A 12900-nucleotide genomic window follows, 5' to 3' on the forward strand; every position below is an offset into this window, starting at 1 on the left:
CTCAACCAACTCGCCGGCGGCGTGCGGCATTCCGGGTCCCGGCCGCGCCCACGATCTGGTTATGGTCCCCCGGTGGACTTCGAGCTGACCGATGATCACCAGACGATCCGGACGGCGATCGCGGAGCTGGCGGGCGAGTTCGACGACCGGTACTGGATGACCAGGGACCGGGAGCACGCGTTCCCCACGGAGTTCTACGACGCCCTGGCCACCGGTGGCTGGCTCGGGGTGACCACGCCCGAGGAGTACGGCGGGCACGGGCTGGGGATCACCGAGGCGTCGATCATCCTGGAGGAGGTCGCGCGTTCGGGCGGGGGGATGAACGCGGCGAGTGCGATCCACCTGTCGATCTTCGGGATGCACCCGGTGATCCTGCACGGGTCCGCGGAGCTCAAGGCGCGGACGCTGCCGCGGATCGTCGACGGCTCGCTGCACGTGTGCTTCGGGGTCACCGAGCCCGGTGCGGGGCTGGACACCACGAAGATCACGACGTTCGCGCGGCGCGACGGGGACTCCTACATCGTGAACGGGCGCAAGGTGTGGATCTCCAAGGCGCAGGAGTCGGAGAAGGTCCTGCTGCTGACCCGCACGACGAAGTTCGAGGACTGCGCGAAGAAGACCGACGGCATGACGCTGTTCCTCACCGACCTGGACCGGGCGCACGTCGACGTCCGGCCGATCGCGAAGATGGGTCGCAACGCGGTGAGCTCGAACGAGCTGTTCATCGACGACCTGCGGGTTCCGGTGGAGGACCGGGTCGGGGAGGAGGGGCAGGGCTTCCGCTACATCCTCGACGGCCTGAACCCGGAGCGGATGCTCATCGCGGCGGAGGCGCTGGGGATCGGGCGGGTCGCACTCGACACCGCGGTCCGCTACGGCAACGAGCGCGAGGTGTTCGGGCGGCCGATCGGGATGAACCAGGGGCTGCAGTTCCCGCTGGCCGACTCGCTGGCCCGCCTCGACGCCGCGGAGCTCACGCTGCGGAAGGCGACCTGGCTCTACGACCGGGGCCTGCCGTGCGGGCGGGAGGCGAACACGGCGAAGTACCTGTGCGCGGACGCCGGGTTCGACGCGGCGGACCGGGCGCTGCAGACCCACGGGGGGATGGGGTACTCCGAGGAGTACCACGTGGCGCGGTACTTCCGGGAGGCGCGGCTGCTCAAGATCGCGCCGTTGAGCCAGGAGATGGTGCTGAACTACCTCGGCTCGCACGTGCTGGGCCTGCCGAGGAGCTACTGATGATCGACCTGCGGCGCCACGTCGCGGCGGGGGACGGCGTCTGGTGGGGGCAGGCCGCGGCCGAGGCCACCCCGCTCGTCGACGCGCTGCACGCCCAGGTCGGCGACATCGGGGCGGTCCGCGGGTTCTGCGGGATCGCCCCGCACCGCCGCGACCGGCCCCCCGGGCTGACCCTCGTCTCGTACGGGGCGATGGGGGAGCTGCGGCGGGTCCCGGGCCTGGAGATCGTGCCCGGCCACTACTCGACGCTGCCGCGGCTGTTCGCGCAGCGGCTGCTCCCCGGCGACGTCGGGCTGGTCCAGGTGGCGCCGCCCGGCCCGGACGGCACGTGCTCGCTCGGGATCGGGGTCGACTACGCCGCCGACGCCGCGCGCTGGTCCCGCACCCTGATCGCCGAGATCAACCACCGGATGCCGGTCACCGCCGGCACTCCCGGCATCCCGCTCGACCGGTTCGCCGCCGTCGTCGAGACCGACCGCGCGCTGCCGGAGTTCCCCGACCGCACCCCCGACGCCGTCGACGAGGCGATCGCGGCGCACGTCGCCGACCTGGTCCGCGACGGCGACACGATCCAGCTGGGCGTCGGGTCGCTGCCCGCCGCGATCCTGAACGGCCTGTCCGGGCACCGCGACCTCGGCGTGCACACCGGGATGATCACCGACGGCGTGCTGCGGCTGGTCGACGCGGGCGTGATCACCGGGCGCCACAAGGAGATCGACCCCGGGGTCGTCGTCACCGGCACCGCGCTGGGCGGCGCCGACCTCTACGCCCGGGTCGGCGGGATGCCGGTCGAGTTCCGGCCGGCGGGCTACACGCACGGCGCCGCCGTCCTCGCCCGGCTGTCGCGGCTGGTGTCGATCAACTCCGCCCTGCAGGTCGACCTCACCGGCCAGGTCAACGGCGAGTCGGTCGGCGGCCGCTACCTCGGCGGCGTCGGCGGGCAGGCCGACTTCTCCGGGGCCGCGGCCCGCACCGGCGCGCGCTCGGTGATCGCCCTGCGGTCGACGAGCGGCGGGGCGTCGACGATCGTGCCCCTGCTCGACCACGGCACGGTCACCACCGCCCGCGCCGACGTCGACACCGTCGTCACCGAGCACGGCGTCGCGCACCTGCGGGGCCGCCCGCTGCACGAACGCCCGGCCCACCTCGCGGCGATCGCCGCCCCGGAGCACCGCGACACACTGCTGAGCGACACACTGCTGAGAGGACGACGATGACCAGAACCGCATTCGTCACCGGAGGGGCCCGGGGCATCGGCCGGAGCATCGCGACGACGCTCGGCGCCCAGGGCTTCCGGGTCGGGGTCGTCGACCGCGACCTCGAACCGGCGCGGGCCACCGCCGAGGCGATCACCGCGGCCGGCGGCACCGCGATCGCGGTGTGGGCCGACGTCACCGACACGGCCTCGGTGCGGGCGGCGGTGGAGACCGTCACCGCCGAGCTGGGGCCGGTCGACGTCGCGGTCAACAACGCCGGGTGGGACGACTTCATGAACTTCGTCGACACCACCGAGGAGTTCTGGGAGAAGGTCCTCGACATCAACTTCACGGGCGCGCTGCGGGTCTGCCACGCCGTCGTGCCCGGCATGACGGAGCGCGGCTACGGCCGGATCGTCAACATCGGGTCCGACGCCGGCCGCGTCGGGTCGTCGCTGGAGGCCGTCTACTCCGGGGCGAAGGGCGGCATCATCGCCTTCACCAAGACCCTCGCCCGGGAGATCGCGTCGACGGGCGTCACGGCCAACACGGTGTGCCCCGGCCCGACCGACACCGCGATGCTGCGCGCCTACGCCGACAGCTCGCCCGACGGCGCGAAGGTCCTGGCCGGGATGACCCGCGCGGTGCCGATGCGCCGCCTGGCCCAGCCCGCCGACGTCGCCGCCGCGGTGGCGTTCTTCGCCTCCGGGCCCGCGGGCTACATCACCGGCCAGACGCTGTCGGTCAGCGGCGGACTGACGATGGCCTGAGCGCGGCCGCCCGGACGGGGGCCGGTTCGGGCCGGACGTCCCCGGTGTCGGCGCCGGAACGGGCCGAAGGCCCTGGCGACGGGGGTCGGGTGCCGCTGCCGGTGCGCCCGGCCGCGGACGAGGGTGGGGGTGCACCCCCACCCGAGGAGAACGCGATGAGCGAGCACGACATCCGGCGGACCGTGGTCGTCGGCGTCGACGGATCCGACAGCGCGACGGACGCCGTCCGCTGGGGCGCGGCGGAGGCCGCCCGCAGGCGGGTCCCGCTGCGGCTGGTGATCGGGTTCGGCTGGCCGGCCGAGGAGCACCTGCCGCACGGGACCGCCTACCGGGAGCAGCTGCTGGGGCGGGCCCGCGGGCACCTGGCGGCCGCGGCCGGGGTGGCCGCGGCGCAGCAGCCGGGCCTCGACGTCGAGCAGCAGCTGATCGTCGGGTCGCCGATCGCGGTCCTCGGGGCCGAGGCGGAGCGCGCGCAGCTCGTCGTCGTCGGCGACCGGGGTGCGAGCCGGCTGGAGGGGCTGCTGCTGGGCTCGGTCGCCGTGGCGCTGGCCGCGCACGCGGCGTGCCCCGTCGCGGTCGTGCGGTGGGCGGAGCGGGAGTCGGCGGAGAACGGGTCGCTGCCCGTGGTGCTCGGGGTGGACGGGTCCGCCACGAGCCAGGCGGCGATCGCGTTCGCCTTCGAGGCCGCGTCGGCGCGGAAGGTCCCGGTGGTGGCGGTGCACACCTGGTCGGGCATGGTGTTCGACCCCGGGGTGGCGTCGATGGGGATCGACTGGGCCGCGATCGAGGACGCCGAGCGGGAGCTGCTGGCCGACCAGCTGGCGGGGTGGGCGGAGAAGTTCCCCGACACCTTCGTCGAGCAGGTCGTCACCCGCGACCGGCCCGCGCACGCCCTGCTCGAGCAGGCGGCCCGGGCCCAGCTGGTGGTGGTCGGGTCCCGCGGGCGGGGCGAGGTCGCCGGTCTGGTGCTGGGGTCGGTGGGCAACGCGCTGGTGCACCGCTCACCGTGCCCGGTGGTCGTCGTGCGCCCGGACGCCGCGGCGCCCGTGCAGCCGGGCGGCCGGGAACGCCGGGGGTGACGACCTCCCGCGCCCGGCGCCCGGCTCCCCGACCGGGGAGCGCGGGTCAGCCGGCGAGCGCGGCCGCGGCCGCCCGGAGCCTGCCGATGCGCACGCCCGACGTGTCCACGGCGTCGCCGGAGGCGGTCACCGTGCCGATGCGGACCCCGCTGTGGTCGAGGACGTCGCCTGCCGCGGTCGCGGTGCCGATGGACGTGCCGCTGTGGTCGACGACGGTGCGGTCGTTCTCCATGTCGTACCTCCGGGTGTGGGTGGTGGTCCCCACCCTCGTCGCCCCGACCCGCCGGCGGAACGGGCCGAACGTCCCCCGGGTCGTGGCCCGGCGACCTAGCGGGTGTCGTCCCGGACGGCCCGCACGGCCCGGCGGAGCGCCCCGACGAGCGCGGACCGGTCGTCGGAGCGGGTGCACAGCGAGATCGGGCAGGGTTCGGCGTCGGTGACCGGGACGAAGACCACCTCGGGATGGCGGTGGCTGTCGACCACGGAGCTGCCGGTGATCGCGACGGCCTCGCCCGAGGCGACGACCTCGAGCAGCTCGTCCATCGTGTGCACGACGGGCCCGTAGCGGACGGGGACGCCGCTGGGCCGGGGGTCGCACGCCCACCACCGCACCCACTGCTCGTCGGTCTCGTCGTCGGTGACGTGGGGTTCCCCGTCGAGGTCGTCCAGCGCGACCTCCGCGCGGGAGGCCAGCCGGTGCCCCGCCGGGAGCGCGACGACCCGCGGCTCGTGGCGGACCAGGTCGAGGCGGAGCCCGTCGGTGTCGGCGATCGGGGGCCGCACCAGCGACGCGTCCACCGCCCCGGTCCGGACCGCCGCGGCCTGGTCGGGCCAGGGCAGCTGGACGAGCTGCACCGACACGCCGGGGCCGTCGCGCTGCACCAGGTCGATGATGCGCCGGGTGTGCGTGCCGGTGGCGGCGGTCATGAACCCCAGCCGCAGCACCCCGGCGAGGGTGCGGCGGTGCGCCTCGACCGCGGCGACGGCCCGGTCGGCGGCGGCCAGCGCCGCCCGTGCGTCCGGGAGGAAGCGGCGGCCCGCCTCGGTGGGGACGACCGGGTGCGCGCTGCGGTCGACCAGCTCGGCGCCGAGCCGGCGCTCGAGCATGCGGACCTGCTTGCTCAGCGCGGGCCCGCTGACGTGCAGCCGGGCCGCGGCCCGACCGAAGTGGCCCTCGTCGACGACGGTCACGAGGTAGCGCACGAGGTGCAGGTTGAGGTCCACGCCGACTCCCTCCGGTCCCGGCAGTGTCGCACGTCATCCGGCGGACGGGGCGTCCACCTGGAGTGATAACCGGATGGTTCACGCGGTGGCCGACACGTGTCCTGGACACCGCCGGGGACGACCACGAACGTCGGTGCCATGAGCCGCTACGAGCACGAGTTCGTGACCATGTTCGCCGGGCTGGAGAAGCAGCTGGAGGGCATCGACAACCCCCGGCACCGGGCGATCCTGAAGAACTACCGCCGCCACGGGCTGCTGGAGGTCGCCGGGCGCTACAAGGAGCTGCTCGCGCCGGACATGACCGTCGAGCACCCGCACTACCGCCTGCACGAGGGCGGGCAGTCGATCATCCTCGACGGCATGGAGCAGGTCGTCGGGTTCTACGAGTCCCTGATGGCCGCGAACGCGATCGTCATGTGGGTGGCCGAGCAGGACATCGCGGTCAACGACCACGGCTTCTCCGGCGAGGTCGTGTTCAACGCGTTCGTCCCGGCCCCGATGCTCGGGGAGAGCGCCTTCTCCGACATCCGCGCGGGCGACCCGGGGGAGATGTACCTGCTGCGCCGCACGCTGGCGTTCGTCTGGCCCTACGACGAGCGCGGTCGCCTCATCGGCGAGCACGTCTACGAGGACGGGGCGTCCCGGGAGATCATCCAGCCCGACCCCGCCGACGTCATCACCGCCGCGCGCGCCGCCGAGCTGCTCGCCCCCGAGATCGACCGGGTCCTGCCGTGAGCGCCCCCGCCGGGGGCCGCCTGGCCGGTCGGGTCGCGCTGATCACGGGCGGGGCGCGGGGGCAGGGCCGCTCGCACGCCGTCCGCCTGGCCGGGGAGGGCGCCGACGTCGTCCTCGTGGACCTCTGCAGCCCGGTCGACTCCGCGCCCTACCCGATGGCGGACCCCGCCGACCTCGAGCAGACCGTGAAGCTCGTCGAGGACCTCGACCGCCGGGCACTGGCCGTCCGGGCCGACGTCCGCGACCTGCCGGCCCTGCAGGCCGCGGTCGCCGACGGGCTCGCCGCGTTCGGCCGGCTCGACGTCGTCGTCGCCAACGCCGGCATCGCCGGGTACGCCCCGTCCCTGGAGATGGACGAGGCGACCTGGCAGGAGATGATCGACATCAACCTGACCGGGGTCTGGAAGACGGTCCGGGCCGCCGCCCCCGCCGTGGTCGACGGCGGTCGCGGCGGCGCGATCGTGCTGACCAGCTCGGTCGCGGGGCTGATGGGGTTCCCGAACCTGGCCCACTACTGCGCGGCCAAGCACGGGCTGGTGGGGCTGATGAAGGTGCTCGCGGTGGAGTTCGCGCCGCACCGGATCCGGGTGAACTCCGTGCACCCCACCAACGTCGACACCGACATGATCCAGAACCCGGCGATCCACAGCCTGTTCAGCGGGATGCCCGATCCCGACCCGGCCACGGCCGCCGCCGCGATGCAGGCGATGCACGCCCTGCCCATCCCGTGGGTGGACCCGATCGACATCAGCAACGCCGTCGCCTGGCTGGCCTCCGACGAGGCCCGCTACGTGACCGGCGTCGCGCTGCCGGTCGACGGCGGCATGACCGCGCCGTTCAAGCTCCCGCACGCCGTCAGCGCTGCGCCCGGAACGACGTCGCCGTGAGCTCCTCGGACAGCTCCCACACGCGGCGGGAGTCCTCGGCGCTGCGCAGCCGGGAGTAGAGCGTCTGCTCCGCGGGCGGGCCGCCGAGGTGCCCGGGACCGCTCGGACCGTAGAACCGGGCGGCCCCGGCCTCGGGGGACGTGGCGGCGTAGAGGGCGGGCAGGCCCGCCGACTCGACGGTCCCGACGAGGATGCCCCGGCGGGACAGGGCCCCGATCAGCCGCCTGCCCGCGGTCTGCCGGGTGCGGCCGACCTCGGCGCGGGCGGCGAGCAGGTTCGTCGGGGCGATCCCGGGGTGGGACAGGTTGCTGGTGACGCCCCAGCCCTCGGCGCGGCTGCGCCGGTCGAGCTCGAGCCCGAAGAGCCCGAACGCGATCTTCGAGTGGCTGTAGGCGGCCATGCCGTCGTAGGAGCGCTCCCAGTTCGGGTCCGCCCAGTTCACCGCGCCCCGGTTCGCCGCGACGCTGATCTGCGAGGTCACCCGCGCGGCACCGGCGCGGAGCAGCGGCAGCAGGTGGGCGACGAGGGCGACGTGCCCGAGGTGGTTGGTGCCGAACTGCAGCTCGAACCCGTCGGCGGTGGTCTGCCGCTGCGGCGGGGTCATGACGCCGGCGTTGTTGATCAGGAGGTGGATCGGGCGGTCCTCGGCGCGCAGGGTCTCCCCGAGTGCGGCGACGGACCGCAGCGAGGACAGGTCGAGCTCGTGCAGCACGACGTCCGCGGCGGGCACCTGGCGGCGGATGCTGGCGATCGCCGCCGCGCCCTTGGCCGCGTTGCGGACGGGCAGGAGCACCTCGGCTCCCGCGGCGGCGAGCCGGGTGGCGATGCCGAGCCCGACCCCGTCGCTGCCGCCGGTGACGACGGCGCGCCGTCCGGAGAGGTCGGGGACGGTGAACCCGGGTGTGCGTGGCATGCGCGGCTCCTCGTTCGTGGGGTGTGCCGTCCACTCTGTCCGGGTGCGCGGGGGACATCCACGGACCGTCGATCCGAGGCTCGGCGGACCGCGGGTACCGGTTTCACCGCGCCCGGGACGCCGCCAGCGCGGCGAACCCGTCGTCGAGCGGCACCCGCGGGGCCCAGCCCAGTGCCCGACGGGTGGCGCGCTGGTCGAACCAGTGCGCGGTGGAGAGCTGCTCGGCGAGGAACCGCGTGATCGGCGGGTCGCCGGCCCGGCGCAGCGCGGGCACCGCGGCCCAGGCCGCCTCCGCCAGCGCCCCGGCGGCGCGGGCCACCGGCACCGGGACGGCGCGGCGGGGTGCGGGGACCCCGGCCGCGCGGCAGATCGATGCCAGCAGCTCGGCGACCGGCCGGGGCTCGCCGTTCGACACCACCAGTGCGCGGCCGTCGAGGACGGTGCAGCGGTCGAGGGCCGCGACGAGCGCGTCGACGGCGTTGTCGACGTAGGTCGTGTCGATCAGCGCGGCGCCCGACCCGACGCCGACGAGCCGCCCGGCCCTGGCGCGGGCCACGATCCGGCCGATCAGCTGGGTGTCGCCGGGCCCCCACACCAGGTGCGGCCGGACGGCGACGACGGCGGGCCGGTCGCCCCCCGTCCCGCCCCGTCCCGCCCCGTCCAGGACGAGCAGCTCCGCGGCGGCCTTGCTGCGGGCGTAGTGCCCGCGGGCGCGGGCGGGGTCGGCCGGCTCCGCCCCCACGCCGACCAGGGCCGATCCGGCGTGCGCCACCGACGGCGAGGAGACGTGCACGAGCCTGCCCACCCCCGCGGCGCGGCAGGCGCCGACCACGACGGCGGTGCCCCGGACGTTGGTGCGGACGAAGTCGGCCCAGCGGCCGGTGATGTCGACCTTCGCGGCCAGGTGGACCACCGCGTCGTGCCCGAGCACCGCGGCGGTGACCGCGTCGGGGTCGGCGACGTCGGCGAGGACCTCCCGGTGCCCGTGCCCGGACGCGCGGCGCTGCAGCACGGTGACGTCGTCCCCCCGCGCCGCGAGTGCGTCGGCGACGGCCCCGCCGAGCATCCCGCTCGCGCCGGTGACGAGCACCCTCACGGCCGCCGCCCCGCCCGCCGCCCGGCGAGGTGCCGCCCCGCCCAGCGCGCGACCCGGGTGCGGTCGACCTTGGAGGCGTGCCGGATGTCGACCGGCAGCGCGGGGGTGACCAGCACCGCGGTGACGGGCACCCCGGCGCAGGCGCGGACCGCCGCGGCCAGGGCGGGCGGGGCGAGCGGACCGCGCGTCGGCACCGCCTGCTCGACGACGACCACGAGCACCTGCCCGCCGACCGGCCCGACCCCGACGACCGCGGCGGCCGTCACGCCGTCGACCTGCTGGACGCGCTGCTCGACCCCGACCGGGGTGACGGGCCCGGCCGTGGTCGTGACGACGTGGCCCAGGCGGCCCTCCACCCACAGCCGCCCCTGGGCGTCGAGGTGGCCGACGTCGCCGGTGCGGTGCCAGCCGGGCGTCCGCGCGCTGGCGCGCTCGGTCGCCCACAGCTGGTCGTAGCGGTCCTTGACGTGGGCCGCGCGCACGCAGACCTCGCCCGTGACGCCCGGGGCGGCGGTCAGGTCGTCACCGGCGGTGCCGTCGGCGGACAGCGGGCCGACGCGCACCTGCACCGCGGCCAGCGGGCGGCCGACGCAGACCCCGTCGCCGGGCCCGGCCGCGTCGATCCCGTCGAGGGTGATGTCGGTGACGGGCAGCACCTCGGTCATCCCGTAGGGGGTGTGCGCCTGCGCCGCGGGCAGGACCGCGCGCAGCCGGTGCAGCAGCGACCCGGGGATCGGCGCCCCCGCGGAGACGACGAGCCGGACGCGGCCCAGTGCGGGGGACGGGCGCGCGCCCGCGGTCGCGACCACCCCGCGCAGCGCGGCGGGCGAGGCGAAGACCACCGTCGCGTCGACAGCGGCGGCCGCGTCGGCCAGCGCGGTCGCGGTCAGCCGGCCGGGCCCCGCGACGACGGGTACCGCGGAGGCGATGCCCAGACCGGGCCCGTAGAGCGAGAACGGCGGGAACGCGGCGACGAGCCGGTCGTCGGCGGTCAGGCCGAAGGCGTCGGTGAGGGCGTCGAGCTGGGCCCGGACCTGGCGGTGGCGGTAGACCACGCCCTTGGGCGGGCCGGTGGCGCCGGAGGTGAACACGACCGCGCACTCGGCGTCGGGGCCGGGCGGCTCGGGGGCGGGGGAGCGGCGGCCCAGCCGTGCGAGATCGGCCAGCCCCGGTCCGGCGCCGAGCAGGCGCCGGACGAGCGCGGGGACCGGCCCGGCGGTGATCCGGCGGCCGGGCACGCCCCGCAGGCGGGCGAGGGCGAGCCCCCGCGGGACGCCGATGACGACGGCGGGCGCGGCGCCGCGCAGCGCCCGGGCCATCCCGGCCGGGCCGAGCCCGGCGTCGGCGACGACGATCGACGCCCCGGCCCGCCAGCACGCGTAGACCGCGGCGGTCAGCTCGGCGCCGGGCGGCACCAGCAGGGCGACCCGGTCACCGGGCCGCACGCCGTGCGCGGCGAGGCCGGCCGCGAGCTCGTCGACGCGCCGCGCCAGCAGGTCGAAGGAGATGCGGCGGCCGCCGTCGGCGATCGCGGTCGCCGGGTCACCGGCCCGGGCCCGCAGCGCGGCCCAGACCGGGCGGTGCGGTGCCCCGTCCGTCGTCGGGGCCGCCGCCGGGCGGTCGGTGGCGGGAGAGGACAGCTGGCCGATCCAGTCCCAGGTGTGCCGGGCGGTCTGCGGGGCGTCCTCGGTGACCAGGTGCGAGGCGTTCTCGTAGCGGTGCACCTGGGCGTGCGGCACGCGGGTGAGCAGGTCGCGGAGGTAGACGTCGGAGAAGACCGGGTCGCGCGGGCCCCACAGCGCGAGGACCGGCAGGTCGCCGAGCCCGTCGAGCCCGTCGGTGACGCGGTCGAGCATCGCCGCGCTGGGGTGCTCCGCCTCGAGCGGGATGTCGGCGACGAACTCGGCGACGGCCCGGCGGCGGTCCGCGCCGCGGTAGGGCGCGGCGAGCGCGTCGCGGACGCCGGCGTCCAGGGCCGGGCGCGACAGCGCGCTGGTCGCGCGGACGAACACCGGGGTGGCCGCGCACACGGCCGTGCGCAGGGGCCTGCTGCGGGCGAGGCGGATCAGCGCCGGGGCGTTCGAGTCCGCGGGCTGGTGCACGCCGGTGTTGGCCAGCACCACCGCGCGCAGCTGCGAGCGGTGCGCCAGCGCCCAGCCCAGCGAGATCGGGCCGCCCCAGTCGTGCCCGACCGACACGACCGTCCCGGTCGCCGGGCCGGTGATGCCCAGCGCGTCGGAGACCACGCCCAGGTCGTCGACCCGCTGGGCGAACGTGCGTGCGGTGGCCGTGCGGTCGGAGTAGCCCATGCCGAGCTGGTCGACCGCGACGACCCGCCACCCGGGCGGCGCCGCGGCGAGGAACCGGCGCCACAGGTAGGACCACGTCGGGTTGCCGTGGACGCAGAACATCGTGCCCCCGGTCGGCTCCACGCCGTTGTCGAGCACGTGCCAGGTCCGGGTGACGCCGTCGGCGTCGTCGGCGGTGACCAGCCGCGACCAGCGGGGGTCCAGGCCGGGCAGCGCCGGCGGCAGGGTGGCCGTGGGCATGCTCACCAGACCACCTCGGCGAAGCAGGCGTTGAGCCCGGACCCGACCCCGAGCAGCAGCACCCGGTCGCCCGGGTCGAGGCGGTCGGCCTGCGCGGCCAGGGTGAACGGCACACCGGCCGGGCCCATGTTCCCGCGCGTCGGGTACGTCAGCGGGACGCGGTCGACGGGCAGGTCCAGCGCGTGGCACATGGCCCGGGTGTGCACCCGCGACACCTGGTGCGCGACGTAGCAGTCCATGTCGGCCCAGTCGTAATCGTCGCGCGTACCGGCCCACAGCGCGGTGCCGAGGGCGACGCCCGCGTCCAGCAGGCCCTTCGCGTCGGTGCGCATGGACTCCATGTCGCCGATGCACAGCTCGTGGTGCTCGGTCGCCGAGCGGTGCACGCCCCCGAGGAAGCGGTGCCCGTCCGGGTGCCGGTCGGCGCGGCCGAGCACCATCGCCGCCGCACCGGAGCCCAGCGTCAGCGTGGCGAACTGGGAGAGCACGTCCTCGCGGGTGGTCCCGGGACGGGCGAGGCGGTCCAGGGTCACCTCGTGGGTGTGGCGGGTGCCCTCCCCGTCGACGACGAGCGCGTAGTCGATCCGACCGGCGTCGATCATGGTGGCGGCGAGCTGCATCCCGTTGACGAAGCCGAGGCAGGCGTTCGCGAGGTCGAAGTTGATGCAGTCGGTGGGCAGGCCCAGCGCGTGGTGCACCGCGACGGCCGCGGCCGGTTCGAGGTGCGCGCGGGCGACGGAGGTGTCGATGAGCAGCCCGACGCGGGCCGAGTCGACGCCGGCCTCGGCCAGCGCCTTCGCCCCGGCCATCGCCGCGGCGTCGGAGTAGCTGACGTCGGCGGGCCACCACCGCCGCTCGGTGATGCCGGCCAGGCCCTGCAGCAGGCCGGGCCGCAGCCCGACCCGCTCGAAGGTCTCGGCCAGCCGCTCGTCGAACGAGTCGGAGGTGACGATCTGCGGGGCGTCGACCCCGCAGACGGAGAGGATCACGGTGTCGGTGAAGCGGAACACGGCGTTCCCGGTCATGGATGCCTCTCAGGGGGATCGGCGGACGCGGCGACGCCCGACGGCCGGAGTTCCGCACGGCCGTCGCGGGAGGGGCTGGAGGAGAGCTGCGCTCGGTGCGACCCGTCCTCCAGGTGCCTCGCGCAGGGGCGATACACCGAGGTCCGGGGCATAAGGCCGAGCCGGTAGCAGGCTCTGCCTCGACCGT

12 protein-coding genes are annotated in these 12900 nt (G+C 76.0%); 6 read left to right on the forward strand and 6 right to left on the reverse strand.

Going from position 1 to position 12900, the window contains the following annotated elements; translation table 11 throughout:
* The first annotated feature begins 72 nt into the window (after positions 1-72).
* The 4 genes from H6H00_RS20520 to H6H00_RS20535 all read left to right on the forward strand — a co-directional run bounded on the left by H6H00_RS20520 (position 73) and on the right by H6H00_RS20535 (position 4284).
* A complete protein-coding gene (locus H6H00_RS20520; RefSeq protein WP_185717362.1) occupies positions 73-1239 on the forward strand; it encodes an acyl-CoA dehydrogenase family protein in 1167 nt (388 codons plus the stop codon).
* Positions 1239-2456, forward strand: a complete 1218-nt coding sequence (locus H6H00_RS20525) for an acetyl-CoA hydrolase/transferase family protein (RefSeq protein WP_185717363.1) — start codon at positions 1239-1241, stop codon at positions 2454-2456. Before H6H00_RS20520 ends, H6H00_RS20525 begins: the two co-directional genes overlap by 1 nt.
* Positions 2453-3205 carry an SDR family NAD(P)-dependent oxidoreductase gene (locus H6H00_RS20530; RefSeq protein WP_185717364.1) on the forward strand — a complete coding sequence of 251 codons (753 nt, stop codon included), beginning with the start codon at positions 2453-2455 and terminating at the stop codon, positions 3203-3205. The genes H6H00_RS20525 and H6H00_RS20530 overlap by 4 nt, the downstream gene beginning before the upstream one ends.
* 155 nt (positions 3206-3360) lie before the next feature.
* Complete coding sequence (locus tag H6H00_RS20535; protein ID WP_185717365.1) at positions 3361-4284, forward strand: universal stress protein; 924 nt, start codon at positions 3361-3363, stop codon at positions 4282-4284.
* Positions 4285-4330: 46 nt separating this feature from the next.
* Here H6H00_RS20535 and H6H00_RS20540 read toward each other — a convergent pair whose 3' ends face one another.
* Together H6H00_RS20540 and H6H00_RS20545 are read right to left on the reverse strand one after the other, a co-directional pair.
* Entirely contained in the window at positions 4331-4516 is a 186-nt protein-coding gene (locus H6H00_RS20540; protein WP_185717366.1) for a hypothetical protein, read from the reverse strand.
* A 95-nt stretch (positions 4517-4611) separates the two neighbouring features.
* Entirely contained in the window at positions 4612-5508 is an 897-nt protein-coding gene (locus H6H00_RS20545; RefSeq protein ID WP_185717367.1) for a LysR family transcriptional regulator, read from the reverse strand.
* Between the two features lie 138 nt (positions 5509-5646).
* Between H6H00_RS20545 and H6H00_RS20550 the strand changes: the two genes are divergently transcribed.
* On the forward strand, positions 5647-6243 hold the full coding sequence (locus tag H6H00_RS20550) for a hypothetical protein (protein WP_185717368.1): 597 nt from the start codon (positions 5647-5649) through the stop codon (positions 6241-6243).
* Positions 6240-7130 carry a mycofactocin-coupled SDR family oxidoreductase gene (locus H6H00_RS20555; RefSeq protein ID WP_185717369.1) on the forward strand — a complete coding sequence of 297 codons (891 nt, stop codon included), beginning with the start codon at positions 6240-6242 and terminating at the stop codon, positions 7128-7130. Before H6H00_RS20550 ends, H6H00_RS20555 begins: the two co-directional genes overlap by 4 nt.
* Here the strand turns inward: H6H00_RS20555 and H6H00_RS20560 are convergent.
* The 4 genes from H6H00_RS20560 to H6H00_RS20575 all read right to left on the reverse strand — a co-directional run bounded on the left by H6H00_RS20560 (position 7099) and on the right by H6H00_RS20575 (position 12713).
* A complete protein-coding gene (locus tag H6H00_RS20560) occupies positions 7099-8043 on the reverse strand; it encodes an SDR family oxidoreductase (protein WP_185717370.1) in 945 nt (314 codons plus the stop codon). The two genes, H6H00_RS20555 and H6H00_RS20560, sit on opposite strands and share 32 nt — an antisense overlap.
* Positions 8044-8146: 103 nt before the next feature.
* A complete protein-coding gene (locus H6H00_RS20565) occupies positions 8147-9139 on the reverse strand; it encodes an NAD-dependent epimerase/dehydratase family protein (protein ID WP_185717371.1) in 993 nt (330 codons plus the stop codon).
* Positions 9136-11688, reverse strand: coding sequence for an alpha/beta fold hydrolase (locus H6H00_RS20570; protein ID WP_185722586.1), 2553 nt, complete (start codon positions 11686-11688; stop codon positions 9136-9138). Before H6H00_RS20570 ends, H6H00_RS20565 begins: the two co-directional genes overlap by 4 nt.
* Positions 11689-11690: 2 nt before the next feature.
* A complete protein-coding gene (locus H6H00_RS20575; RefSeq protein WP_185717372.1) occupies positions 11691-12713 on the reverse strand; it encodes a 3-oxoacyl-ACP synthase III in 1023 nt (340 codons plus the stop codon).
* Between the last annotated feature and the right edge of the window lie 187 nt (positions 12714-12900).

The organism is Pseudonocardia petroleophila, from assembly GCF_014235185.1.
In the GTDB taxonomy this organism is placed as follows: domain Bacteria; phylum Actinomycetota; class Actinomycetes; order Mycobacteriales; family Pseudonocardiaceae; genus Pseudonocardia; species Pseudonocardia petroleophila.

What these genes read in the sequence shown, in the direction of transcription:
- H6H00_RS20525 (WP_185717363.1), top strand. Translation starts at nt 1,239, where the DNA reads ATGATCGACCTGCGGCGCCACGTCGCGGCGGGGGACGGCGTCTGGTGG.
- H6H00_RS20530 (WP_185717364.1), top strand. Translation starts at nt 2,453, where the DNA reads ATGACCAGAACCGCATTCGTCACCGGAGGGGCCCGGGGCATCGGCCGG.
- H6H00_RS20535 (WP_185717365.1), top strand. Translation starts at nt 3,361, where the DNA reads ATGAGCGAGCACGACATCCGGCGGACCGTGGTCGTCGGCGTCGACGGA.
- H6H00_RS20540 (WP_185717366.1), bottom strand. Translation starts at nt 4,516, where the DNA reads ATGGAGAACGACCGCACCGTCGTCGACCACAGCGGCACGTCCATCGGC.
- H6H00_RS20550 (WP_185717368.1), top strand. Translation starts at nt 5,647, where the DNA reads ATGAGCCGCTACGAGCACGAGTTCGTGACCATGTTCGCCGGGCTGGAG.
- H6H00_RS20560 (WP_185717370.1), bottom strand. Translation starts at nt 8,043, where the DNA reads ATGCCACGCACACCCGGGTTCACCGTCCCCGACCTCTCCGGACGGCGC.
- H6H00_RS20570 (WP_185722586.1), bottom strand. Translation starts at nt 11,688, where the DNA reads ATGCCCACGGCCACCCTGCCGCCGGCGCTGCCCGGCCTGGACCCCCGC.
- H6H00_RS20575 (WP_185717372.1), bottom strand. Translation starts at nt 12,713, where the DNA reads ATGACCGGGAACGCCGTGTTCCGCTTCACCGACACCGTGATCCTCTCC.